Origin of the sequence: Sphingobium sp. S6 (genome assembly GCF_905120495.1) — a bacterium.
GTDB lineage: Bacteria > Pseudomonadota > Alphaproteobacteria > Sphingomonadales > Sphingomonadaceae > Sphingobium > Sphingobium agri.
Genome location: NZ_CAJHOG010000004.1, coordinates 58180 through 80818 on the forward strand (window position 1 = coordinate 58180; position 22639 = coordinate 80818).

A 22639-nucleotide genomic window follows, 5' to 3' on the forward strand; every position below is an offset into this window, starting at 1 on the left:
CTCGATCAACGGCCTCTCGAATAGCGGACCGAAAAAAAGAAACAAGATTGTTTATTTTCATCCCAATCTTTTTTTGCCAATGCTTTCCTTCATGACTTCCCCTCCCCCCATCCGCCGTCCGGGCCGCCCCCGCCGCGAAGAAAGCGGCGACGTCGAACAGCGCCTGGTCGACACCGCGATGCAAATGCTCGCCGAACATGGTCCCAGCCTGACGATGAACTCCATCATCACCGCCTCCGGTTTGTCGCGTAAAACCGTGTACGCTTATTATCCCAACAAAACCGCGCTTTTCGCTGCTGTCGTCCGGCAAATGCTCGGTTACGCGCTCAGCCCCGTCACCATTCCCCCGCGCCCCGACTGGCGGGAAAGTCTCCTCGCCTTCGTCGAAGCCTGCCTGGTCGAAGTCTGCGAACCCTATGCCACCAGCATGCGCCGCCTCCTCATGTTGAACCCGTCCTTCATGGAAGAAGCGCGGCCGCATATCGAGCAGGTGGTCGTGCGTCGTTATCTCGACCCGCTGATCGCTTTCCTCCAGTCATTGGTGGATCAGGGGACGATCCCCGAACAGGATGTCGCCTTCGCAGCGGAGTCCCTCACCAGCCTGATCCTGTCGGAATCCCACCGGCGCTTTTTCACCGGGGAAGCGGACAATATCATTGATCCGGTCCATCTGAATGCGCACGCACGCCGCCTGACAGGCCTTTTCTGCGGCGGCGTTTTTGCGCCGGGGGCCGTTCATTGATCAAGTGGCAGGCGTAGCCTGGACCACTCCTAACGCGTTGCGGAATCTTGCGCATGAGGTTCATTTCGCACGTAGCCGTTCAGAAAAACTATTGCCTGCGTTTTTCCCTCCGATATAGTGCACGCAAACGGCCAATTCATAAGAGCCGTTTTATCAACAACACCTCTGGGGAGGATTATCGATGCGAATGAAGCGTGCCACACGCGCAGCGCTCCTGTGCGCTGGCGTTTCTGCTTTTGCTGTACCCGCACTGGCTTACGCCCAGGCTGGTTCCGAAAATTCGACGAGCGACATCGTCGTCACGGCCACGCGCCGCGCTGAGAACCTCAAAGACGTGGCTATGTCGGTCAACGTCGCGACAGGCGAGCAGCTTGAGAAGTTCAATATCTTCGACGTCAAGGATGTTCAGCAACTCGCGCCTGGCCTTGAACTGACCAACACGACTGGCCGTAACAACACGACGACCCTTCGCGGCATCACGTTCGATCCAGACCAGGGCACCGATCCGGCAGTCCAGCTCTATTACAACGAAATCCCAACCGATGCGCAGACTGCCTTCACGGCCATCTACGACATCGAACAGATCGAAGTTCTTCGCGGGCCGCAGGGTTTGCTGCGTGGTATATCAGCGCCGGCAGGCTCGATCACAATCCGCACCCGCCGTCCGAATTTCGATCAGATCGAGGGCTATGGCCAGGCGACCGCAACAGATCGTGGCGGCTATAACGTTCAGCTCGGGACGACCCTGCCATTCAATGAAAACCTGTCGCTACGGGTCGCAGGCCTTGTTGACGGGAACCGCATCAACCACGTCTACAATATTCCGCGTGACAAAAGGTCGTACGGCCAAACCCAGAGCGCCCGCGTCACCTTGGGCTGGCGGCCTACGGAAAATCTGACGACCTATCTAACCTATCAGTATCTGCAGGCAGACAATAACCAGTACACTCAGTCGTTCGGTCCCGGCAACACGCCGTTCTCCGCCGTTCCAGTGGCAACTCTGGCCGGTATCTTCATCCCCGATACCACGGTTCGTTCCGGCCCACCTTTGTCTGCGACCGATTATGCGTCGGTTCAAGAAGGCGGTTTCCGCACACGCAACCGGACCCACCTCATCAATCTTGCCGCGGATCTGGATTTGGGTTGGTCCACCCTGTCCTTCGTCGGCGCCCACCAGTACAGCAAGCTCCAAACCAATCGCGACCTGGATACCACCAATGCGATCCCGGGCTATATACAATATTCCAATGTTGTGACCCCTTATAAGGTCGACACTGGTGAATTGCGCCTGCAGTCAAATAATGACGAAGGTCTTGGCTGGGGCGTGGGCGCTTTCTATTCACGACAGACTGGAACCACCACCGTTAATCAGGATGCATCGCAATTCTGGTATGCGGCCGCGCCAGGGTCGTTTAATCCGGTGCCGGGTTGCATCCTTGATCCCACGGCGCCTTGCGATACACTTACGCCCTTCCCGATCCCCAACACTTTGGCCATCAGGACGCTGGTCGATGTACCGGTCAATGTCAAAACCGCATCGTTTAGCGCTAACCTGCGCTACAAGGGCGGCGGCCTGACCGTAGAAGGCGGCCTGCGCTACACCATCAGGAAGCAGGTCGACTCAACTATATTGACCTTGGTCGGGGACGTGAACAGCGGTCCGGAGGAAATAATCCCGGCTTCGTTGCGGCGCAGCACTGACAAGCCACTCACAGGCGGCCTCAGCGTCAATTATGCACTTACCGATGACCTGAACGTCTATGCGGCCTATGGCCATTCATTCCGTTCGGGCAGCACCGGCGTCTCTGTTCCCGCTGGCGTTTCGAACGATCTGATCCGGACCGATCCGGAAAAGACCGACTCCTATGAGGTCGGCTTGAAGGGATCGGTATTTGATCGAAAGGTAAACTTCACCGTCGCGGCCTTCTATCAGAAGTTCGACGGCTTCCTCAGCCGGTTCACGGGCATATTCTATAACTGCCCTGATTTCGGAGACGGTACGTGCGCCCTCGGCGCGCCACCGATCGACAATGCGACTGACGTGCCTGCAACAAATGGCGGTTTCGACTTTAACTACAATGCTCCTGCCAAGGTAAAAGGCATCGAAGTCACCATCGACGCGAGGCCTACGCCTAACTGGGACCTGAACATTGCCGCATCCTACGCGCGTGCACGGTTCAGCAACGCACTGGTTCCCTGCAATGACTTTGCAGGCACCGGTACGCCGAACCAGGACGGCACGCCGCGTATCACCGGAACAGGCAATGTCAGCTTCTGCCGCACCAATGGCCGACTGGCGGAAACCCCCGATTTTGGCCTGACCGCCAACACGGAACTGCGGTTCCCGATGGGCGACTACACGCCATTTATCCGCGGCTTGTTGGCCTATCGTCCGGGGTTCTATTCGGAGCGCGTGCAATATGATTATCGCAGCCGTGAGCAGATCAACCTGTTCGTCGGCTTGCGTGGTCCGGAATCCAAGTGGGAACTGACCGGCTTCGTCCGCAATCTGCTTAATCAGAAGCGGATCAGCAACATCGCCGGTGGCGAGGGTCAGGTGAATGCCCTGCTTGGAAGCACGTTCAACTCGGGCTACCGCTCGGTAAATGTCACGGTTCCGCGGGAATTTGGTATCACCGCTAACGTGAAGTGGTAAAGAATTGCCAGCCTCCGCCTCCTACGGGAGGCGAAGGCTGGCATCCTTTTGCTAATGTGCCCCCTGCGCTTGCACTTATTCGGCTGCAACGGGCGCAATCTCCTGATCTTGCGAACTCGGCATCAGGCATGCGCCAATGTCGATGAAGAAGCGGGCTCATCCAGCAAGCTTCTGGATTCCCACTCCCCCGCCACTATCATGACGGTAAGCTGTCGGCGAATGTCCCGTCCACGCTCGAAATGCCTGACGAAAGGCGTCGGAGTCGCAATAGTCGAGCCGCCCTGCAATATCTTCGATCGACATGCCCGTGCGGCGTAGCAGGTGCAGCGCCAACTCGCGACGGCAGCTTTCGCGTACTTGCCGGTAACTGGTGCCCTCGCGCGCCAACTGACGCCGCAGCGTCGCCTCGCTTCCTCCCAGAGCGTTGACGAGTTCCCCGAATGCGGGCAGCCGCCCCTCGCTCTTCAGCGCCGCCATGGCGATGCCACGAACGCGTGTTTCAGTCGGCATGCGATCCGTCTCTCTGACGCTGGAGACGAACAGCAGATTGCTGAGCGGCCGCCGCTGTTGGTCTTCCCAACTGCGCATGACGGGATAATCAAGAAGAGAGGCGCTGAAATCAAAACCGCTCCAACCCTCGGCGAGCCGGACCGGAAACGGCAAAGCGGGCAAATCGAGCGAAGCGAAGACTCCCGGCGGATGATTGAGCCAAGCACTCCGGACACCGATCGGATGGTCGATTAGCCAGCCAAGAAGACCATGAATTTCCATCACCCCGAACAGGTCGATCAAACAGCCCGTCGAAGTCGATCCGCCCGCCCGCACCGCTTCAAGTTCAAGCTGAGCCGTGTCGCCATGGGTGCGAAGCGCCATCTTGCCGCATCGCCAGTCGATCGCCTCGAAACATTCGCAACATCGCACGATTGCTTCACGCAGAGTGCGTGCGCTCGTCAGGCTGTACATCACCACGCGCCAGTCGCAACCGCGTAAACCTTGGCGGCCCGCCATCACCGCGTCGCGACGAGCCAGTTGATTGATGGCGAAGCTGGTCATGCGGGCAAGATCTGCCACGGGCAGGCTGCTCAGCGTACGTCGGCCGTCAGGCCTCTGCCCCACATGTTCGAAGAGGGGTTCAATCGATCCAAAAGCTTCGGAATAGATCGCGAAAACACGTTCGGCGACGCTTTCGGCCAAGTGCCATTTGCTTGATTCCGCCTGTGCTGACCGCATCACCGCCTCCCGTTATTTTCGATCAGTCTATTATATGACGCGTGCAAGATAAATCTTTCGCTTTCCTACACCGCTCAGCTTCCCATGCGCGAAATTGCCGCGTCGGATGATCGTTTTTGGGGTGGTGGCCAGTTGCGGGAAGAGTCATGAAAATAGCAATGCCCGTTGAAGCGGCATGAAAGGACGACATGAAGGGCAGAGAGGACTTAACCGGCCATATGCCGGCCAAGGCATATTGGGCCTTACCCCTGATCGCTGCATCCCTGGTCGGCGCCGACGCGCCGACAGGCGGCGAAGAGGGCGTGCACGCCTTTGTCCTCAGCAATGTCTATCTTGCGCAGGGGGGCGAAAAGGACAGTTGTCCCAGCCCCGACATCGGTGATCTTGATCGTTTCTACGCCATGCTCTCGCCCGCGGAGCAGGCCAAATATGCGGGCAAGGAAAAGCGGCAAGCACTTGAAGAGCGGATGAATGAATATTTCAAGTTCCGCCGCATATTCATCCGGGGCGAACGCGCCTCTTCCGTGAAATTCCCGCCGAACTATGATCCTAAGGCAGAACCGACACAGGAACTTGCGGCAGCGATCGGCGCGCTGAATGGCCTGCCCAAAGGCGCCGGCCGCCTCGCGTTCCAGAAGCGCGAGGTAGTCTATAGCGCCTGCTCGAACCCTGCTGACTTTCCGATGCTGGGGAAAGGCTTCAAGACCTACGAAGGCAAGATCGCCGCAGGCATGAACCTCGACGGCAAAGTCGGGAAATCCGACTTTGAAGGGCCAGATGGTGAAAAGGGAATCGACAATCGGCTGTGGCGCGCTGTCGGGTGCGTTTCTGCATTTCGCGAGAGCAGCAAGGAAGAGCTTGCGCGCAAGACGATGATGTCCATGCGGGCGCCTACCGTGATAGAATTGAGGGGCGTCGATAGTCTTCAGGATGATCCTGACGTGACCGTGACTGTCTTGGCCGTCAACGAACCGCTGACCCGCGACGGCCGCGGAGAGCCTCTCGCCCGAGCAACCTTTACGCCCGATCCCAACCCGCAGCTTCGCGCATCGGTGAAAGGGCGCATCACAGGCGGGGTGCTGACGACCGATCCGGTCGATCTGACGCTGAATTACAAGGAACAGATATTGGACACGCCGCGCCACATCCGGGGCGCGCGGATAAAGGCGAAGTTTGGTGCCGATGGCTCCATCGACGGCAGCATATTCGGCTATTACACGCTCGACAGCTTCTATGACTCGATCGAGCAGATGACGCAGAATGGCGCTAACCTGTCGCACGTGTCCTGCCCCGGCATTCGCAGGGCCATCGATCATTTCGCGGACGGCTATCGCGATCCCCGCACCGGCCGGTTCACCGCCATATCATCCGCTTATGACTTTGTCGGCGTCAGGGCGTTCCTCGCCAAACCCGATCAGGTCGCGCAAAGAGAGACATTGCCATGAAGATCAGGGCACTGCCGTCGCTGGCACTTGCAGGAGCTTGCCTGACCCTCGGCCTCAGTATCGCTTTCAGTGGAGCGCGCGCCGACGAAAGCCACGCCGATACGCCGCCCAGCCAGATCCGCCGCCTGACCGAAAGCCAATATCGCAACGTCATCGCGGATGTTTTCGGACCGGACATCAAGATTGTCGGCCGGTTCGAACCCGATCTGCGGATAGATGGACTTCAGGCCGTCGGGACCAGCGCCGTTTCGGTAACTGCCGCCGGGCTTGAACAATATGAAAATCTCGCGCGCAGCATTTCGGCGCAGGTGACGGACGAACAACATCGCGCGAAACTGGTCGGTTGCGCGCCCACTCCCGCCGATCAGAATGGCGCTGCCTGTGCTCGCCAGTTCTTCCAACGCGTGGGCTTGCAACTCTACAGGCGGCCACTGAGCGATGCGGAGGTCACGGCTCTCACGAAAGCCACGACTGACGCGACAACGACGCTCGGCGACTTCCATGCGGGGCTTGCTGCGACGCTCAGCGGCATGCTGACCAGCCCCGAATTCCTGTTCCGCATCGATCGGCCCGCGCCGTCCCGCCGCAATATCGATGCCTGGTCGAAAGCAAGCCGCCTATCCTTCCTGTTCTGGAACAGCATGCCTGACCAGACGCTGCTTGACGAAGCGCGCAGCGGAGCGCTCGATACGCAGGCGGGGCTCACGAAAGCAGTCGATCGCCTGATCGCCTCTCCGCGTTTCGAACAGGGCGTCCGCGCCTTCTTCACCGACTATCTCCGCCTCGACGGAATGGACGAGCTGGCAAAGGACTCGCTTATCTATCCCGCCTTTTCGCAGGCGATCAGCACATCGCTGCGCGAACAGACGCTCCGCACCATCAGCTGGTTTCTGGTGGAGCGCAAGGGCGACTATCGCGACCTGTTCACGGCCCGGTCGATCGCCATGAACCGCTCGCTCGGCCCGATCTACGACATACCGGTCAGCAAGGCCGACTGGTTCATGTATGAATTCCCGCAGGGTGATCCCCGCAGCGGGCTGCTCACCCACGCCAGCATGTTGGCGCAACATTCCCACCCAGGCCGTACATCGCCCACGCTGCGCGGGGTGGCGCTGCGCGAGATATTCCTGTGCGAGAAGATTCCCGCTCCCCCAGCGAACGTGAATTTCGCGGTGGTGCAGAATGTCGATAACCCGACGTTAAAGACCACACGGGCACGGCTGCAGGCGCATCTGGATGACGAGGAATGCGCAAGCTGCCACCGGCGCACTGATCCTATTGGTCTGGGCCTCGAACAATTTGACGGTGCGGGACAGTTCCGCAAGGTCGAACATGACGAGGTGATCGACGTCAGCGGCGATTTCGAAAAGCAGGCGTTCAATGGTGCAGCAGCGCTCGGCCAGCTGTTCCGCAACAATCCGCGCGTCAGTAGCTGCCTCGTTCAGTCCGCATGGCGCTACGCCAATGGCCGCAATCCGTCCGGCACGGATGGGGCGGAAATCGCCAAGCTGGACCAGAGCTTTGCGGCAGGCGGCCATCGCTTCCCGTTGCTGATGCGCGCTATCGCTCTTGATCCCGCCTTTTACACGATGCCGCGCCTTGGACCGGAGCGCCGCGTGGCTACTGTTCGCAGAATGAAGGAGACTGGCTGATGCTGATGCATGGAACGACGCGGCGCGGTTTCCTGCTGCGCGGCATTATGGGCGGCGGCGCGGTGACGCTTGGCCTGCCCCTGCTCGACGCATTTCTCGACAATAACGGCACTGCCTTTGCCGCGACGCTTGGCGGTGGGCGCCTGCCCGTCCGCTTTGGCACCTGGTTCTGGGGCTGCGGGATGATCCCGGATCGCTGGCAACCGAAAAAGACCGGCGCGGATTACGATCTGCCGCCGCAACTCGCGCCGATCGTCAATGTGAAGCAGCATGTCAGCGTCCTGACCGGTTTCGACGTGGTGCTGGACGGCAAAGGCAATCTGCCGCACCTGACCGGCAATACCGGCGTGCGCACGGGCGCTCCCACCGACGACTGGCTCGCGATCCGCGCGCCCACGATCGACGTGCTGATCGCCGACGCAATTGGCGGCGGCTCCTTCTTCCGCTCGCTCGAACTGTCGGCGGATGGCAATCCACGGACGAGCTATTCCTTCCGCGACGGCCGCAGCATGAATTCGGCGACGCCCAACGCTGTCGAATTCTACCGCAAGATTTTCGGCCCCGACTTCAACGATCCCAACAAGGCTGACTTCAAGCCGGACCCCCGCATCATGGTTCGGCGCAGCGTCCTCTCCGGCGTGACGGAGCAGCGGCGCGCCTTGGAAAGCAGCCTCGGCGCGACCGACAAGGCGCGTCTCGATCAATATTTCACCTCCGTCCGCGAGATGGAAGGAAAGCTGGCCCTGCAACTGCAAAAGCCGCCCCCGGCCGAAGCTTGCGTCGTGCCGGCGGACGCTCCTGCCGTATCCGGAGACACGACCGATGTGGAGCAGCGCAAGACCAATCACCGGCTGATGGCGCAGATGCTGGCTATGGCGCTCGCCTGCAATCAGACCCGCGTATTCAACATGAGTTTCTCGACGGCAGCGTCCGATCTGCGCCAGGCGGGGCAGACGACCGGATACCACCAGAACACGCATGAAGAGCTGATCGACCGCTCCATCGGCTATCAACCGACGGTCGATTTCTTCGCCATCCGCAACATGGAGGCATGGGCCGATTTCGTGTCGGCACTCGCGGCCATCAAGGAAGGCGACGGCACCCTGCTCGACAATACACTGGTTTTCGCTCATTCCGACGTTTCCTATGCGAAGAACCATGATGTGCTGGGTATCCCGGTGATGCTCGCCGGGCGCGCTGGCGGAAAGGTGAAGACCGGCCTGCATATCCAGGGCAATGGTGAAACGATCAGCCGCGTCGGCTTGACTCTTCAACAAGTCATGGGAATTTCGGTGGATAGCTGGGGTATCGATGCGATGAACACCAAACGGCCCATCAGCGAAATATTGGCGTGACGATCACAGAAAGAATGAGGCAGATGATGAAGCTCCCCTACTCCCTGGCCTTGGCGACCGCCGGTTTGGCCGCAAGCTATGCTGCTTATGCCGCCACGCCCGCGGTCACCAACGCGATCAAGGCGCGCCAGGCCAGCTACAAGGAAATCGGCGGAGCGTTCAAAAGCGTCAATGACGAAATCAAGTCCGGATCGCCCGACATGAACAGCGTCCGCCCGCTCGCGCGCGATCTCGCCACGCGCGCAGCGCTGCTGCCCAAATATTTCCCGAAGGGCAGCGGCCCGGAATCGGGCGTGAAGACCCGCGCCAAGGCTGAAATCTGGAAGGACAATGCCGCCTTCGTGAAGCTTCAGGGCGACATGATCACCGCTGCAAAGGCGCTTGATGCGGCCGCCGCCAGCGGCAATGTCGCGGGCCTTACTGCCGCCCGCAACAGCCTGGGCGGCACCTGCAAAAGCTGCCACGACCGCTTCCGCGCGGAGCTCTGATGGTGAAGGCGGACGCGAGCAGCGGGGCTGTGCGCCTGCGCATCTGGGATTTGCCGACCCGCCTCTTCCACTGGACGCTTGTGCCGCTGCTGGCCTTTGCCTGGTGGACTGCTGAAGAGCGCATGCTCGACTGGCACCGGCTGGCTGGCTACAGCATCTTCACCCTGCTGCTGTTCCGCATCATCTGGGGCGTCGCGGGCAGCAGCACGGCTCGCTTCGCCAACTTCGTGGGTGGCCCCTCCAGGCTGTTCCATTATATCCGCGGCCATATGTTCAACCGGTCCGCCGCTCCAGCGCCGGGGCACAATCCCGTGGGTGGATGGAGTGTGATCGCGATGATCGCCATATTGGCGGTTCAGGTGGGCCTCGGCTTCTTTTCCGTCGATATTGACGGCATGGAATCCGGCCCCTTCTCCTATCTGGTCGAGTTCGAAATAGGCAGGGTTGCCGCAGAATGGCACGCCTTCATCTTCAACATCATCCTTGCCTTGACGGCCCTGCACGTCGTCGCGATCCTCTTCTACCTGCTTCACAGGCGCGACAATCTGGTCGGTCCGATGATCAGCGGACGGCGAAAATGGATGGGAGACCATCCCACCCTGCATTTCGCGTCATCCTGGACAGCGCTCGTCATCTTCCTGCTGGTCGCGGGCGGGACATGGTGGCTTATCGCTCAGTTTGGCCGGGCCTGAGGCCGAGCCAAATCTTTTGAAGGACATTAAAAAACCTCTCCTTGCATATGCGAGGAGAGGCTTTTTTCTACGCATGACCGGCCGGTCAGGCTTTGAGATGCTTCGCCAGGTGCTTGTTCATTTCGAACATGCTGGCCTTCTTGCCGCCGAAGATTTTCTCCAGCTTGTCGTCCGCCAATATTTCCCGCTTGTCCTTCGGGTTTTGAAGATCATTGGCCTTGATATAGTCCCAGATCTTCTTGACCACCTCACTACGCGGGATCTTCTTGTCGCCGATGATGTCCGCGAGTTCCGGCGACGGCGTGACCGGAGCCGTAATGCCGCCACGCGCGCCGCCCGTCGCCTTGCCGGTCTTCTTCACCTTGGCGACTGCCGCCTTCGTCTCCTGTTCGCCACGTTGCTCACGAGTCCGCGCCATGAAATTCTCCCTTGCTGATCGCTCGCGGGTCCATGATCACGCTAAGTCATGAGCAGCGAAAAAGTTGCCTCTCCTGTAATAATCGCTGATCAAGGCACCTTTCCAACCGTGTCGGCGACATAGGCGTCCCGCTCGCCCATCGGCTTCGGGCGGCCGACTGTCGTGTCCTCCGCCGTCTGATGTTCTATCTCGCTGTTCAGTTCAGCGCCAAGGATCAGGATATAGGCGGACAGATACAGCCACATCAACGTCACCACCACCGCGCTCAGCGCACCGTAAGTAGCGCCGTAATTCCCGAAGTTCGACGCATAGAGGCCAAAGCCCAGGCTCACCGCCAGCCAGCCCACGGTCGCCAGCAGGGACCCGGGCGTCAGCCAGCGCCAGCGCGCTCGCTTACGATCCGGAGCGAAGCGGTAAATGGTGCTGAGCAACATGCTCGCGGCCAGCGCGGCCAATATCCAGAAGCCGATGCGTATCGCCGTGATGAGGATGGCAGGTGCGCCAGGCATCAGCTGCTCCAGGAAAGCGAGCGCAGCGATCGCAAAAATGGCGATGATCCCTGCCAATAACAGTCCGAGCGTCATCAGACAGGCCAGGGCCGTCAGCCTGATGAAGCTGCGGGTCTCTTCCTCATCATAGGCGATGTTCACCGCCGTGACGATCGCGCTCGCGCCGTTCATCGCACCGTAGATGGAAAGCGCCAGCGAAAGAACGAGCCCAAACCCCTTCTTTCCGTTGCCCGTGTTGACCACCGACAGAAGCTGCTCCCCGATCAGCCGAGCAGCTTCTTCCGGGAGCAGCCGGAACAGGGATTGCAGATGTCCGGCGATCGCCGCCGGGTCAGCGAACAGGCCATAGCATAATACCAGCGCTGCCAAGGTAGGGACAAAGGCGAGGAAGCCGTAAAACGCCACCCCTGCGGAGATCAGTCCGATATTGTCGCTGCCACTTTCATTCCACGTCCGGATCAGAATGTCCCGCCAAGCGGCCTTGGGCATTTCCCGTGGGCTCGTCGCCGTCCGGCCTCGAGCGCTATCGGTATCTGACATCTTAACTCCCTCCTGTGTTGGGGAGCAAACAACTGAGGGGCGAGACTGATCCAGTGATTGGTGGGAGTTGATTATCGCCTACCGATCCCGCGACCTCTCCTCAAACCATCGCGGTCACGCAAAAGCCGTCCCGTCCAGCGCTCGCACGGGCACGTTCAGCCGCTCAAGGAGGCGGAGGCTGCGGACGATATTGCCGCTGAGTTCACTCGCGGGCCGATGGCAAAGCTGAAGCGCGGCTTCCGCCATCGCCTCGACTGGTTCCAGATGATCGCGTTCATCCCATCCACCGACCGACAAAGCCCCCTCGCTCGCGACTGCCCCGACAGGGGCAAGCGAATTGACGGCGATATTCTCGCGCGACAGCTCCACCGCCCATCCTGCTGTTAATCGGTCGAGCGCCGCCTTGGTCGTTCCGTAGAGCGTGGCGTGACCATCGCGATTGAACCGGGTGTAGCGATCTTCGGGATCATAGGGCGCAGGCGGCGGCACGTCCGCAGTCGCACTGGAAATGTTCAGGATCCATCCTTGGCCCTGATCGCGGAAATAGGGCAGCGCCTGCTGCGATAACTCCTGCGGCGCATGGACATTCATCTGGAACGCCAGCTGAAAATGCTTGGGCTGAGCCTCCCAGATCGGCACGAACCGCGACCAGGCGGCATTGTTCACCAAAATGTCCAACCTGCCGAAATGCCCCACGGCTTCAGCGACGATACGGGACCGATCGTCCGCATCGACAAGATTGGCGCCGATGGAGAGGCACTCGCCTCCGGCTGCGCGGATCAGCGCGGCTGTTTCGGCTAATGAACCCGGCAGGCTGCTGCCTCCAGCCTCTACCGTCCGTGCGACAATGGCGACCCTCGCTCCCTCAGCGGCGAAGCGTCGTGCAATGGCGGCGCCGATCCCCCGACTGGCACCGGTGATGATCGCGACCCGTCCATCCAACAGCGCCATGGCTCTCTCCCTTTTCGTTCTCAGTCCAGCAGCAGATGCATCCGACCCGTGGCGATGGGCTTGTCCCGATCAGCCTGCCAGCAAATCGCATCGGCATTCACCACCCGGCGCCCCACGCGAACGAGCCGCGCCTGCGCATAGCTATCGACCATCCGGCCACCGCGCAGGAAATCGAACGACATGTTTATCGGCTTGGGCCAAGGCTCCCCCCGATCCTGGGCGACAGCCTCAAGACATGCGAGTTCCAGAAGGCTGGCGATGACGCCGCCATAAAGGAACCCCGACCGTCCTTCGAGCGACGCGGCAGCTGGCATCATCAGGACGGTGTCGCCATCCAGCCCAACGCTTCGGATGCCCAGCATCTGCGCATAGGGTGTGCGAACGATCATGACTCGTCCGTGAAGAAGAAGCTGGCGGTTGCCGTTGCGATCGGCGCCTGCGGGTCGCCATCATGCACATCGCAACGGGTGAACGCGACCTTGCGCGTGATATGATGGCAATGAGCACGCGCATGCAGGCTGTGCCCTGCCCTTGCGGGCCGCAAATAGTCGATATGCAGGTCGAGCGTGGCCATGGGCCGCCACTGGCGCGTGCGCGCGATGATGGCGGAACCGGCCGCCGCATCGACCAGCGATATGATCGGCCCGGAAGATACCAGGCCCGCGTCCGCATCCATCAGAAATCCGGGAGCGAAAGGACAAGCCAGTTCCGCCCAATCCGGTCCGTGATCGACATTGTAGATGCCTAGCAACGCATGATGCCCCCGCGGCGGCAGGTTCTTCAATCGCTCAAAGGCATCTTCCTCGTCCACCGTTCAGGCGTTCCCGCGCGGCTCTCGCGGCAGGCCCAGTCCCCGCTCCGCGATCAGGTTGCGCTGGATCTGGTTGGTGCCGCCGTAAATCGTGTCAGCGCGAGAGAAGAGGAACAGGTTGGGCAGCGTATCCCATTCATATTCGGCATGATCGCTGATCTCACCGCCTTGGCCAAGTACGTCCATGGCCAGTTCCCCAAGGCTGCGGCGCCAGCTCGCCCACTGAATCTTGTAGGTAAGGGCAGCGCCATCGATCTTGGCATGATCCGTTTGCGACAGCATGCGCAAGGCCCCATACCGCATCAGACGCAGGCCCACTTCGGCCTTGGCGAGGCGCTGGCGGATCAGCGGGTCATTCGCCGCGCCATTGGCCTTGGCCGCCGCGATGATCTCATCCAGTTCATTGCGGAAACCCATTTGCTGGCCCAACGTCGACACGCCACGCTCGAATGCCAGCAGGCCCATGGCGATGCGCCACCCATCGCCCACTGCGCCGATCAGGCTGTCAGCCGGGCACCGCGCATCGGTGAAGAAGGTTTCGTTGAACTCCGCGTCGCCGTTGATCTGGCGGATACCGCGTATCTCGATTCCGGGCTGGTCGATCGGCATCATCAGGAAGGTCAGACCCTTAGGCCCCTGCGACCCTTCCTCCGTGCGAGTCACGACAAAAATCCAGTCGGAGATATGGGCAAGGCTGGTCCAGATCTTCTGGCCGTTCACAACCCATTCGCCGTCTTCAAGCCGCGCTTTCGTCCGCACGCTCGCCAGGTCCGAACCGGCATTGGGTTCGGAAAAGCCCTGGCAGAAAATGGTCTTGCCGCCTGCGATCCCCGGCAGGAAGCGCTGCTTCTGCTCCTCGGTGCCGAATGTCAGGATCGTAGGACCGGCAAGCTCGATGCCGATATGGTTCACCCGCCCTGGAACGCCAGCGCGGGCATATTCCTCGGCAAAGATCACCTGCTGCGCCAATGTCGCGTCGCGCCCGCCCCATTGTGACGGCCAACCGATGCAGGACCAGCGGTGCTCGGCGAGCTGCTGCTCCCACTCCTTGCGCCGTTCGGGGCTGCCGGTCAGCTTGGTGATGCCCTTGATGTCGCGAAATTCGCCCGCCATCTGGCCGTTCAACCAGTCCGCGCACTCCTGCCGGAACAGTTCCTCTTCCGGGGAAAATCCGAGTTTCATGCCGCTTCTCCCAGGATCATCGTGGCAATCTTTTCACGATGCCAAACATTGGTGCCAAGCATCGTCTGAAGCGCACGGGCGCGCTTGAAATACAGATGCGCGTCATGCTCCCACGTGAAGCCGATGCCGCCGTGCAGCTGGATCATGTCACCGGCGCAGCGGAAAAATGTGTCGGTCGCAAAGGATTTGGCCGCGTGAATGGCCATCTCAGCTTCCTCCGCGCCCTCGTCCACGGCGCAGGCAGCCCAGTAAACCGCCGACCGGGCCTGTTCAATCTCGATCATCATGTCGGCCAGCCTGTGCTTATAGGCCTGGAAGGACCCGATCGGCCGACCGAACTGGATGCGCTCCTTGGAATAATCGACGGTCCGATCCAGGCACGCCTGCGCGCCGCCCAACGCTTCTGCGGCCGTAGCAATAAAGGCCGCGCGATGAACAGCAGCCAGAGCCGCCTGCGGATCGGCAAGCCGCTCGCCCGTCACATTGTCCAGCTGCACATGAGCCAAGGGACGGGTCTGGTCCATGCTCGTCTGGATCGTCACACTAACGCCGGGCGCATTCGCGGGGACAATCCAGACCTGCCGCATGTCGGTAACCACGAACATGTCGGCAGAGGCACCATGGGCAACGAAACGCGATCCGCCCGTCAGCCGATCGCCATCCGACTGGATGTCCGCACCATAGAAATAACCGCCGATCACCTCGCCAGAGATCAGGCGCGGCAGCCATTGATCCTGCTGCTCGGCATCGCCGCCCGCCGCAATCGCCTGAGCCGCTTGCACAAGACTGCTGAGCATGGGCAATGCCGCCACCTGAGCGCCTGCCGCTTCCGCGATGATCGCCAGTTCCACCATGCCCAGACCCGCGCCGCCAGCGCTTTCCGGCAGCCCGATGCCGGACAGGCCCAGCTCCTGGCAGAAAGCCTGCCAAAGCGCCCGGTCAACGCCGTCGCCCGCCATAGCCTTGCGCGTGCGCTCGCTTGTGGCATTCTCCGCGAAGAAGCTGCGCGCCGTCTCCGCGATCATCTGTTGTTCGTCGGTAAATGCGAATTCCATCTCGACCGCCTTTAAATATGTTGGCGGAGCTTCTCGCCCCGGCACTCGTCGGGGTCGCACGTCAGCCGCCCGGTAGACCGGCCGCTCTCTCCTGCCATCGGCGGTCGACGGCAATATGCCGCAAGCGCCGTTCAGATAGTGCTATATGAGCTTAATTTTCTTTTCAAGCACTCATATGCGGAATTTTGAAATATTTAAATTCCGAATTTATTTGTTCGACCTAGCCTCACAAGCTGCTGACGGTTTGCGCGTCCGTGATCCGTACCACCCGATTGCTGAACTTGACAGTCCTGACCGCCAGCGAGGTTTCGACGTGATTAACCCCCTCCATCGCCAGGATCTGTCCCGACGCCATCCTGTGAAGATTGTCGAGGTCATCATAAAGGCATGTCGCCATGATGTTGCACGGCCCCAATGTGATCATCACGGCCTTGACCAGTGGGATATGCGCGATGTCACGTGCGATATGCCGGACATGACTGACATCGGCCTGTACCGCGATGAAGGCCACATTGGTCGCCTTCTCAAGCTTCAACCCTGTCAGCGCCGTGAAGGCGATCAGCTTTTCCTGCTGCAGCCGCTTGATGCGGCCCCTGACGGTGCCTTCATTCACGCCAAGATCCGCTGCGATCTTGCGGTTGGAAACGCGCGCATCCTGCGCCAAGATGGCGATCAGCTGGTGGTCCAGCTCGTCCAGGTCCGGCCTCCTCATGCAAGCCTCCTGCGATCGATCGGAGCGGTGTCCAAGCCATAGCGGACGATATCGAGCCCGATCGCGGGTATCATCGATCTTATTCCCGGCACCTTCGATAAACGATCCGTTATCAAAGAGGGAAGCTCGTCAATGTCATGGAGCGTCAGAAGCAGGCTGATCTCATAACTACCCGTCACCAGATGCGCGGCGAAGACTTCAGGAAATACAGCGAGTTCTTCCGCTACGTCCAATGCCGACCGGCCACTCACCTGCACCGCCAGGTGAATGAGGACATGATATCCGTGCACCGCGAAATCGGACACTGCCACGACGCGCAGCATCCCCGCATCCTCCATCCGCCGGATGCGCGTCGAAACGGTGGAAGCAATCAGGTTGAGGGATTCCGCGATCTGTTGATTGGTGGCTCGGCCATTTTGCCGCAGCTGTTCGACAATCTTCCGGTCCGTCTCATCGAACGCAAAAGTCTCACTCATATACTCGCTCAACCTCTTTCTGCCGCCACTCTTGCCAGCAAAGGGTCAGAAGGTCGAATCGAAAGAGCATCATTCAGTCGCGCACGGTCCTGCTCCACCCGGCTCGCCGCCCCCCAACCGAGCAGCGCTGACAGGAAGCCGAAGGGAATGATGAGGGTCAGCGCCATGCGGAGCGATGCCGCGTCATGGCCCAGCATCTGGCTGATCGCTCCGGTCGCCCATGGTCCCACGAAGAAACCCAGCAGCGTCGTAACCGCCAGAAACAGAGCCGTCGACGCCGCCCTGATGCGCGCAGGCAGCATATATTGCAGTGTCGCGATAAACCCGACGGACCAGCCTCCACCCAGCAGCCCAGCAGGGATGGCCGCCAGCTTCGCCATATCGAAGCTGCCAGCCCAGCTGGACATCAAGATCGCGCAGGTGGCGGCGCCCAGCGCCAATGCGGAAAGGCGCGACGGCCAGATCATGCTGCGCCTGGCGAGCCGGTCGGACAGCGCGCCAAACAACAGCATGCCGATCAGCCCAGACAGACCGAAGTTGATCGCGAAGGCCGACTTGGCCGCCACCGGATCAAGCCCATAAGCCCGGGTGAAGAGTTCCGGACCCCAAAAGCCGAAGGACACGCCGGACAAAACACCAAAGCCAAAGGCGAACATCATCAGCAGATAGGCGGGACTGCGGACGAGGCATCCAATCAACTGGCCAAGCGGCAACGCTTCCACCTGCTCTCCACCCGTACCGCTACGCCGCGGCTCGCGGATCAGCAGGAGCGCGCCAAGGCCCAGAAGGACCCCGACAAGGCCCATGCTGTGAAAGGCCATGCGCCAATCATGCGCAGCCGCAATCGCTGGCCCTCCCGCCTGTCCCGCGATCTGGCCGACATAGGCTGCAAGTCCCAATATCGCAAAGGCGAGCCCGCGCCTCTCCGGCCTGAAATAGTCGGATAGCAGCGAATAGGCCGGCGCTACGAAGGCCGCTTCCCCTACGCCCACGCCAACCCGGGCGAGGGTCAGACTGACCGGGCCGCTCGCAAGACCGGTGGCGACCGTCGCCGCGCTCCAGAGGATGCAGCCAGCCGCGATGATCCGCACGCGCGACGTGCGATCCGCCAGCCGCGCGAAGGGCACGCCGAGCACCACATATAGCAGCACGAAGGCGGGGCCCATCAACATGCCCATCATCGCATCGCCGATGCCGAACTCGGCCTTGATCGGGCCGATCAATCCTGTGATCAGGTAGCGGTCGGCATAGTTGACGATGTAGATCGCCAGCAGCACCGCCAGCACGACCCAGGGGTTGGAAGCAGGGCGCATGTCTTTCAATCTCGCAAGAGCGAGCCGCCATTGACGTGCCAGAGTTGCCCGTTGACCCATTCCCCATCATCGGAGGCCAGGAAAGCGACCGCGCCTGCAATATCGTCCGGCTTGCCGAGGCGGCGGTGAGGCAGATTTTCCAGCATCCTGTCCACATAGTCCTGTGTCAGATGCTGTGCGACCGCTTCTGTCAGTACCACGCCAGGGCAGATGCCGTTGGCGCGAATGCCCTGCTTCCCGAATTTTCGCGCGACGTGGCGGACAAGGGCATGCAGCGCATTCTTGGTCATCGGATAGGCGACCTGCAACGGGTTGCCTGAAATCGCCGCGCCAGAGGAGGTGTAGATCATCGCGCCGCCGCCCCGCTCCAGCAGCACTGGAAGAGCGGCCTGCGTCGCCAGGAAATGGCTCTTGGCATTGATCGCGAAGGACCGGTCCAGCACCTCTTCCGTGCAGTTCAGCACGTCGATGTCGCCCTCGGTCCCACCCGCCAGATTGCTGTGGTAGAAGTCGAGCCGCCCGAACTCGGACAAGGCCGCCTCCACGATCGCGCCCTGCGACGCTGCCTTGGTCCCATCGAGTACGACGCCGATCGCCCGCCCGCCTTCCTCACGGATCGCGCGCGCCGTTTCCTCGGCCCAGTCGCCAACGATGTCGCCGATTACGACCGATGCGCCTTCGGCGACCAGCCGCCGCGCCGTGGCCGCGCCGATACCGCGCCCGCCGCCCGCGACGATCCCTGCCTTGCCTTCCAATCCGCGCATCATTCTCTCCAATATCTTAAACCGCCGGACGCCTGTTCTTCCAGGGCGCAGCGCTTTCCAACTGACCGGCCAGGCGGAACAGCGTCGCCTCGTCGCCATAACGGCCCGTGAACATCACGCCGATCGGCAGACCCGCCGATGACATGGCGAGCGGCACAGACATGGCGGGCTGGCCGGTCATGTTCGCGACCTGCGTAAAGGGCGAGAAGACCGCCGCCCGCTGTCCCCATGCCGCGAAATCGACGTCGGGAGTGAGGTTGATCTGACCCAGCTTCAACGGCGGAGCGGCCAGTGTCGGCGACAGGATCACATCATAATTCGCCATGAACTGCGCCATGCTGATAGCCGCAGCCTGAAGCGTGTTGTTCGCGCGGGCGAAGTCCATGCCGGTCGCCTTCTGCCCATAACCGACAAAGCCAAGCGTGATCGGTTCCAGCACATCCGGCCCTATCGCCATGCCGGTCGCCTTGGCGCGATCCATCATATCCGCTGCGACCGATGAACCGATCAGCACGAAACTTGCTGCGCCCATCGCCGCGACGTCCAGCTTCGGCGCAGCTTCCTCGACATGATGACCCAGGCTTTCGCACAGCCGTGCCGCCTTGCGCGCCGCTTCGACGCATTCCGGGTCGACGGGCGATCCCGCAGGCGCATTCAGCATCAATGCTATCCGCAACCGGCCCGGAGCCTTGCCGACCTGCGACAGGAAAGTCTCGCCCGGCGTCGGCGCGGCATAGCGGGCGCCGGGCTCCGGCCCCTGCGTTGCATCCAATATCGCGGCGGAGTCCCTGACGCTGCGGGTGACGGCATGATGCACCGACAATCCGCCCCACCCTTCGGTGCGCGGCGGTCCCATCGGCACGCGCCCCCGGCTCGGCTTCAGGCCGAAGAGCCCGCAGCAGGAAGCCGGAATGCGGATCGACCCGCCACCGTCGGTAGCGTGCGCGGCAGGGAGCACGCCCGCCGCCACTGCCGCGGCAGCGCCGCCTGACGATCCGCCTGTGATCCGGGTTCTGTCCCAAGGATTGCGCGTGTCACCGGTCAGCTTGTTTTCAGTCGTGCCGGTCAGGCCCAGTTCGGGCACTGTCGTCTTGCCGAAGATGACAAAGCCAGCCTTCTCGATGCGCCGGACCAGCTCGGAGGTTACCTCAGGCCTGTAGCCCTTGTAGAAACGGCTGCCATTCTCGGTCGGCAGGCCCGCGATATAAGTGTTCAGGTCCTTCAGCAGCCATGGAACGCCGCTGAACGGCCCTTGCGGCAACCCCTTGGCGATTGCCGCGCGGCCATAGTCATAATGTTTCTGCGCAAGGAAGTTGAACCGTGGGTTCAGCGCCTCCGCCTTGCCAATTGCCGATTCCAGCAATTCGCTTGGCGAAACCTTGCGCTTGGCGACCAGTTCGGCCAGCCCGAGCGCATCATGCGTGTCGAGCGGAGTGGAGCGCGGCGTCGCAGCCTTGGCAGTGCCCGCCAGCCCCACAAGCGCCGCACCGCCCGCTATCGTTTCCCGGCGTGTCATGTCCATTCCTATCTCTCCAAGAGCTTCTTTTGGCGTGACAGCCATAGGAGATCATCTATCCCCCGCCCCGCTCGCCCTGAGCTTGTCGAAGGGCTTAGCTAGAACGGGGGTGGCGGTGCAGCTGCTCGTAATCCGCTTTATTCCGCGGCCGCCGCGCTCTGATCCGCATAGTAGCGCGCATAATATTTGCGGAACTGCGGGATGGGGCCATCACCATCGCAGATGATCGGGTTGGGCTCGAACTTCTGCCGATCCCACACGACCTTATCCTGGTCGAACTGCTTGCAGATGTCGCGGATGATCGCCTTGGCGACACCCGCCCGCTCGCCTTCGGCCTGGGCCTTGGGCTGGGTAAAGCAGAAGCGGACATGCACATGGTCCAGCTCCACCGGCGCGAGGCAGGCAACCAGCAGCGTCTCCGAAATGCCGGTAAAGCGCGTCCAGCTTTGTCCCGGCCCCATCGTGTCATAGCTGATGCAGCCATCCACCTCGCCCCATGGCGTGCCCATTTTCGCCTTCACGTCAGCGCCGCGGCCCCAGTCTCCCCAACGCAGTTCGCCCAGCGGCACGTTGGCGGTGCCATGGATGAAACGGAAATGCGCGACGTCGACGCCATTTTCCGCCATGTTCTGGAGCGAACCCCAGACATTCCATTCGTGAACCTCATAGTCGGTCCATTCAGGATCGCTCGCCTCGGGCAGCACCGCGACTTCGAACAGCGGCGCGACATCCTGCGGGTGATACCAGGCCCAGATGAAACGATTGGCTTCGGTGATGTGCCAGTTGCGCGTGCACTTGCGCTTCACCTGCGGCGGGATATTGCGGGCATAGGGCACGTCCTTGACCACCGCCTCATCGCCATCATAGCGCCAGGCATGGAAGGGGCACTCCAGCAGATTGCCGTGCACCTTGCCGCCATGCCCCATATGCGCGCCCAGATGCTTGCAATAGGCGTCGAGCATGCGGACCTTGCCGTCCTCGCCGCGCCAGATCGCCAGGTCCTGCGAGAAATAGCGCAGCGGCTTCACTTCTCCGACCTGCAGTTCCGAAGACAGGAGGATCGGATACCAGCCAAAAGGAATGCCGATATCGAGGTTGCGCTCCTTGATCGAAGCGCGGTCCTTCACTTCGGCCAGCCGCCAGTCGAGCAAGTCCTGCCCTTTGAGCTTCTCAAGGATCTGCCATACGGCAACCGGCGGCGTGCGCGCATCGGATGCGGCGGCGATTTCGGGGTTAGACATGGAAAAGGCTCCGTCAGATTATTTGAGGTCAAAGACCTTGATGGCGTTTTCACGCAGGAACTTCGGCCATACCTCGTCCTTGAAGGGGACGTTCTGCATGTCGCTGAAGATCCGCTCCAGGCTGAGGCCCATGGGAAAGTAGCCCGCATAGATGATCTTGTCCGCGCCGCGCGTATTGGCGTAGTCGATGATCGCCTTGGGATAATGCTTGGGCGCAAAGGCGCTGGTCGAATAATAGAGGTTCGGCCATTTCAGCATCAGCTTGACCGCCAAAGCTTCCCACGGCTCCGCGCCATGACGCATGACGACCTTCAGGTCCGGGAAGAACCAGCAGACCTCGTCCAGATGCTCGACCTTCTGCGTTTCCATCGGGATACGCGGACCCGGAATGCCCGCATTCAGCAACACCGGCAGCCCCAGTTCCGCCGCACAGGTATAGAGTGGGAACATATATTTGTGATTGATCGCCACTTGCGGCAGCGTGCCCGCCGGAAAGACGCTGATCGCCGACAGTCCGACTTCCGCATGGATGCGCTTGATCCGCTTTACTTCCTCCATGCCCCGGTTGGGATCACAGGGCAGGTCGAAGAAGAAGCGGTCGCCATACATTTCCTTGGCGCGGTAGGATGTCGCATTGTCGTTCCATCCGACCAGCGCCTTGTCGATACCATATTGGTCCATCTGCTCGACGGTCCATGATACGAAGTCATCAACCTTGCCGGTCTGCGGAATGTCCTTGAACATATATTGCGCGGGCATAGCGAACTGCTGGAGCGTCTGCTGGTCCTTGATCAGCGGACGAAAGGGATCGAACCATGCGGAGCGGTCTTCCGCCTCCGGAATGCCCAGCATGCAGTCGATTATCTTTATGTCCTTGGGCATGCCCATGCG

22 protein-coding genes are annotated in these 22639 nt (G+C 61.0%); 7 read left to right on the plus strand and 15 right to left on the minus strand.

Features of this window, described 5'->3' with window-relative positions; translation table 11 throughout:
- Positions 1-91 precede the first annotated feature (91 nt).
- Complete coding sequence (locus SPHS8_RS13580) at positions 92-742, plus strand: TetR/AcrR family transcriptional regulator (RefSeq protein WP_176502322.1); 651 nt, start codon at positions 92-94, stop codon at positions 740-742.
- Between the two features lie 187 nt (positions 743-929).
- On the plus strand, positions 930-3398 hold the full coding sequence (locus tag SPHS8_RS13585; protein ID WP_201515980.1) for a TonB-dependent receptor: 2469 nt from the start codon (positions 930-932) through the stop codon (positions 3396-3398).
- Between the two features lie 156 nt (positions 3399-3554).
- Here the strand turns inward: SPHS8_RS13585 and SPHS8_RS13590 are convergent, their stop codons facing one another.
- Entirely contained in the window at positions 3555-4628 is a 1074-nt protein-coding gene (locus SPHS8_RS13590; protein WP_236575153.1) for a helix-turn-helix domain-containing protein, read from the minus strand.
- 218 nt (positions 4629-4846) lie between these two features.
- On the opposite strand from SPHS8_RS13590, the gene SPHS8_RS13595 reads away from it, so the two are divergent.
- From SPHS8_RS13595 to SPHS8_RS13615, 5 genes are read left to right on the plus strand one after another with little or no spacing between them, the layout of a single operon-like run.
- Positions 4847-6073: a hypothetical protein gene (locus SPHS8_RS13595; protein ID WP_201515982.1), complete on the plus strand. Its 1227-nt coding sequence runs from the start codon at positions 4847-4849 to the stop codon at positions 6071-6073.
- On the plus strand, positions 6070-7725 hold the full coding sequence (locus SPHS8_RS13600) for a DUF1592 domain-containing protein (RefSeq protein ID WP_201515983.1): 1656 nt from the start codon (positions 6070-6072) through the stop codon (positions 7723-7725). Before SPHS8_RS13595 ends, SPHS8_RS13600 begins: the two co-directional genes overlap by 4 nt.
- Positions 7725-9080, plus strand: a complete 1356-nt coding sequence (locus tag SPHS8_RS13605; protein ID WP_236575154.1) for a DUF1552 domain-containing protein — start codon at positions 7725-7727, stop codon at positions 9078-9080. Before SPHS8_RS13600 ends, SPHS8_RS13605 begins: the two co-directional genes overlap by 1 nt.
- A gap of 23 nt (positions 9081-9103) precedes the next feature.
- The gene (locus SPHS8_RS13610; RefSeq protein WP_201515984.1) at positions 9104-9568 is read left to right on the plus strand and encodes a c-type cytochrome; all 465 of its coding nucleotides are present in this window, start codon (positions 9104-9106) and stop codon (positions 9566-9568) included.
- The gene (locus tag SPHS8_RS13615) at positions 9568-10260 is read left to right on the plus strand and encodes a cytochrome b/b6 domain-containing protein (RefSeq protein WP_201515985.1); all 693 of its coding nucleotides are present in this window, start codon (positions 9568-9570) and stop codon (positions 10258-10260) included. Before SPHS8_RS13610 ends, SPHS8_RS13615 begins: the two co-directional genes overlap by 1 nt.
- A gap of 85 nt (positions 10261-10345) precedes the next feature.
- On the opposite strand, the gene SPHS8_RS13620 is transcribed toward SPHS8_RS13615, so the two are convergent.
- The 14 genes from SPHS8_RS13620 to SPHS8_RS13685 form a co-directional block, all read right to left on the minus strand.
- The gene (locus tag SPHS8_RS13620) at positions 10346-10678 is read right to left on the minus strand and encodes an SWIB/MDM2 domain-containing protein (protein WP_097093537.1); all 333 of its coding nucleotides are present in this window, start codon (positions 10676-10678) and stop codon (positions 10346-10348) included.
- 89 nt (positions 10679-10767) lie between these two features.
- A complete protein-coding gene (locus tag SPHS8_RS13625) occupies positions 10768-11727 on the minus strand; it encodes a YihY/virulence factor BrkB family protein (RefSeq protein WP_097093538.1) in 960 nt (319 codons plus the stop codon).
- Positions 11728-11841: 114 nt separating this feature from the next.
- A complete protein-coding gene (locus SPHS8_RS13630; protein WP_201515986.1) occupies positions 11842-12678 on the minus strand; it encodes an SDR family NAD(P)-dependent oxidoreductase in 837 nt (278 codons plus the stop codon).
- A 20-nt stretch (positions 12679-12698) separates the two neighbouring features.
- Positions 12699-13067: a PaaI family thioesterase gene (locus tag SPHS8_RS13635; RefSeq protein WP_201515987.1), complete on the minus strand. Its 369-nt coding sequence runs from the start codon at positions 13065-13067 to the stop codon at positions 12699-12701.
- The gene (locus SPHS8_RS13640; protein ID WP_097093541.1) at positions 13064-13489 is read right to left on the minus strand and encodes a PaaI family thioesterase; all 426 of its coding nucleotides are present in this window, start codon (positions 13487-13489) and stop codon (positions 13064-13066) included. The genes SPHS8_RS13635 and SPHS8_RS13640 overlap by 4 nt, the downstream gene beginning before the upstream one ends.
- 3 nt (positions 13490-13492) lie before the next feature.
- Positions 13493-14671: an acyl-CoA dehydrogenase family protein gene (locus SPHS8_RS13645; protein ID WP_201515988.1), complete on the minus strand. Its 1179-nt coding sequence runs from the start codon at positions 14669-14671 to the stop codon at positions 13493-13495.
- Positions 14668-15726 (minus strand): acyl-CoA dehydrogenase family protein, encoded by a 1059-nt coding sequence (locus tag SPHS8_RS13650; protein WP_201515989.1) that lies wholly within the window; start codon positions 15724-15726, stop codon positions 14668-14670. The genes SPHS8_RS13645 and SPHS8_RS13650 overlap by 4 nt, the downstream gene beginning before the upstream one ends.
- 226 nt (positions 15727-15952) lie before the next feature.
- Positions 15953-16438, minus strand: a complete 486-nt coding sequence (locus SPHS8_RS13655) for an Lrp/AsnC family transcriptional regulator (protein WP_097093544.1) — start codon at positions 16436-16438, stop codon at positions 15953-15955.
- On the minus strand, positions 16435-16914 hold the full coding sequence (locus SPHS8_RS13660; protein WP_097093545.1) for an Lrp/AsnC family transcriptional regulator: 480 nt from the start codon (positions 16912-16914) through the stop codon (positions 16435-16437). Before SPHS8_RS13660 ends, SPHS8_RS13655 begins: the two co-directional genes overlap by 4 nt.
- Before the next feature lie 8 nt (positions 16915-16922).
- A complete protein-coding gene (locus SPHS8_RS13665; RefSeq protein ID WP_201515990.1) occupies positions 16923-18227 on the minus strand; it encodes a spinster family MFS transporter in 1305 nt (434 codons plus the stop codon).
- 5 nt (positions 18228-18232) lie between these two features.
- The gene (locus tag SPHS8_RS13670) at positions 18233-18994 is read right to left on the minus strand and encodes an SDR family NAD(P)-dependent oxidoreductase (RefSeq protein ID WP_236575155.1); all 762 of its coding nucleotides are present in this window, start codon (positions 18992-18994) and stop codon (positions 18233-18235) included.
- A gap of 13 nt (positions 18995-19007) precedes the next feature.
- On the minus strand, positions 19008-20507 hold the full coding sequence (locus SPHS8_RS13675) for an amidase (RefSeq protein ID WP_236575156.1): 1500 nt from the start codon (positions 20505-20507) through the stop codon (positions 19008-19010).
- Positions 20508-20644: 137 nt separating this feature from the next.
- Entirely contained in the window at positions 20645-21748 is a 1104-nt protein-coding gene (locus SPHS8_RS13680; RefSeq protein ID WP_201515992.1) for a Rieske 2Fe-2S domain-containing protein, read from the minus strand.
- An 18-nt stretch (positions 21749-21766) separates the two neighbouring features.
- Positions 21767-22636: an amidohydrolase family protein gene (locus SPHS8_RS13685; protein WP_097093549.1), complete on the minus strand. Its 870-nt coding sequence runs from the start codon at positions 22634-22636 to the stop codon at positions 21767-21769.
- Positions 22637-22639 lie beyond the last annotated feature (3 nt).

What these genes read in the sequence shown, in the direction of transcription:
- SPHS8_RS13580 (WP_176502322.1), top strand. Translation starts at nt 92, where the DNA reads ATGACTTCCCCTCCCCCCATCCGCCGTCCGGGCCGCCCCCGCCGCGAA.
- SPHS8_RS13585 (WP_201515980.1), top strand. Translation starts at nt 930, where the DNA reads ATGAAGCGTGCCACACGCGCAGCGCTCCTGTGCGCTGGCGTTTCTGCT.
- SPHS8_RS13590 (WP_236575153.1), bottom strand. Translation starts at nt 4,628, where the DNA reads ATGCGGTCAGCACAGGCGGAATCAAGCAAATGGCACTTGGCCGAAAGC.
- SPHS8_RS13595 (WP_201515982.1), top strand. Translation starts at nt 4,847, where the DNA reads ATGCCGGCCAAGGCATATTGGGCCTTACCCCTGATCGCTGCATCCCTG.
- SPHS8_RS13600 (WP_201515983.1), top strand. Translation starts at nt 6,070, where the DNA reads ATGAAGATCAGGGCACTGCCGTCGCTGGCACTTGCAGGAGCTTGCCTG.
- SPHS8_RS13605 (WP_236575154.1), top strand. Translation starts at nt 7,725, where the DNA reads ATGCTGATGCATGGAACGACGCGGCGCGGTTTCCTGCTGCGCGGCATT.
- SPHS8_RS13610 (WP_201515984.1), top strand. Translation starts at nt 9,104, where the DNA reads ATGATGAAGCTCCCCTACTCCCTGGCCTTGGCGACCGCCGGTTTGGCC.
- SPHS8_RS13615 (WP_201515985.1), top strand. Translation starts at nt 9,568, where the DNA reads ATGGTGAAGGCGGACGCGAGCAGCGGGGCTGTGCGCCTGCGCATCTGG.
- SPHS8_RS13620 (WP_097093537.1), bottom strand. Translation starts at nt 10,678, where the DNA reads ATGGCGCGGACTCGTGAGCAACGTGGCGAACAGGAGACGAAGGCGGCA.
- SPHS8_RS13625 (WP_097093538.1), bottom strand. Translation starts at nt 11,727, where the DNA reads ATGTCAGATACCGATAGCGCTCGAGGCCGGACGGCGACGAGCCCACGG.
- SPHS8_RS13630 (WP_201515986.1), bottom strand. Translation starts at nt 12,678, where the DNA reads ATGGCGCTGTTGGATGGACGGGTCGCGATCATCACCGGTGCCAGTCGG.
- SPHS8_RS13635 (WP_201515987.1), bottom strand. Translation starts at nt 13,067, where the DNA reads ATGATCGTTCGCACACCCTATGCGCAGATGCTGGGCATCCGAAGCGTT.
- SPHS8_RS13645 (WP_201515988.1), bottom strand. Translation starts at nt 14,671, where the DNA reads ATGAAACTCGGATTTTCCCCGGAAGAGGAACTGTTCCGGCAGGAGTGC.
- SPHS8_RS13650 (WP_201515989.1), bottom strand. Translation starts at nt 15,726, where the DNA reads ATGGAATTCGCATTTACCGACGAACAACAGATGATCGCGGAGACGGCG.
- SPHS8_RS13655 (WP_097093544.1), bottom strand. Translation starts at nt 16,438, where the DNA reads ATGAGGAGGCCGGACCTGGACGAGCTGGACCACCAGCTGATCGCCATC.
- SPHS8_RS13660 (WP_097093545.1), bottom strand. Translation starts at nt 16,914, where the DNA reads ATGAGTGAGACTTTTGCGTTCGATGAGACGGACCGGAAGATTGTCGAA.
- SPHS8_RS13665 (WP_201515990.1), bottom strand. Translation starts at nt 18,227, where the DNA reads ATGCGCCCTGCTTCCAACCCCTGGGTCGTGCTGGCGGTGCTGCTGGCG.
- SPHS8_RS13670 (WP_236575155.1), bottom strand. Translation starts at nt 18,994, where the DNA reads ATGATGCGCGGATTGGAAGGCAAGGCAGGGATCGTCGCGGGCGGCGGG.
- SPHS8_RS13675 (WP_236575156.1), bottom strand. Translation starts at nt 20,507, where the DNA reads ATGACACGCCGGGAAACGATAGCGGGCGGTGCGGCGCTTGTGGGGCTG.
- SPHS8_RS13680 (WP_201515992.1), bottom strand. Translation starts at nt 21,748, where the DNA reads ATGTCTAACCCCGAAATCGCCGCCGCATCCGATGCGCGCACGCCGCCG.
- SPHS8_RS13685 (WP_097093549.1), bottom strand. Translation starts at nt 22,636, where the DNA reads ATGGGCATGCCCAAGGACATAAAGATAATCGACTGCATGCTGGGCATT.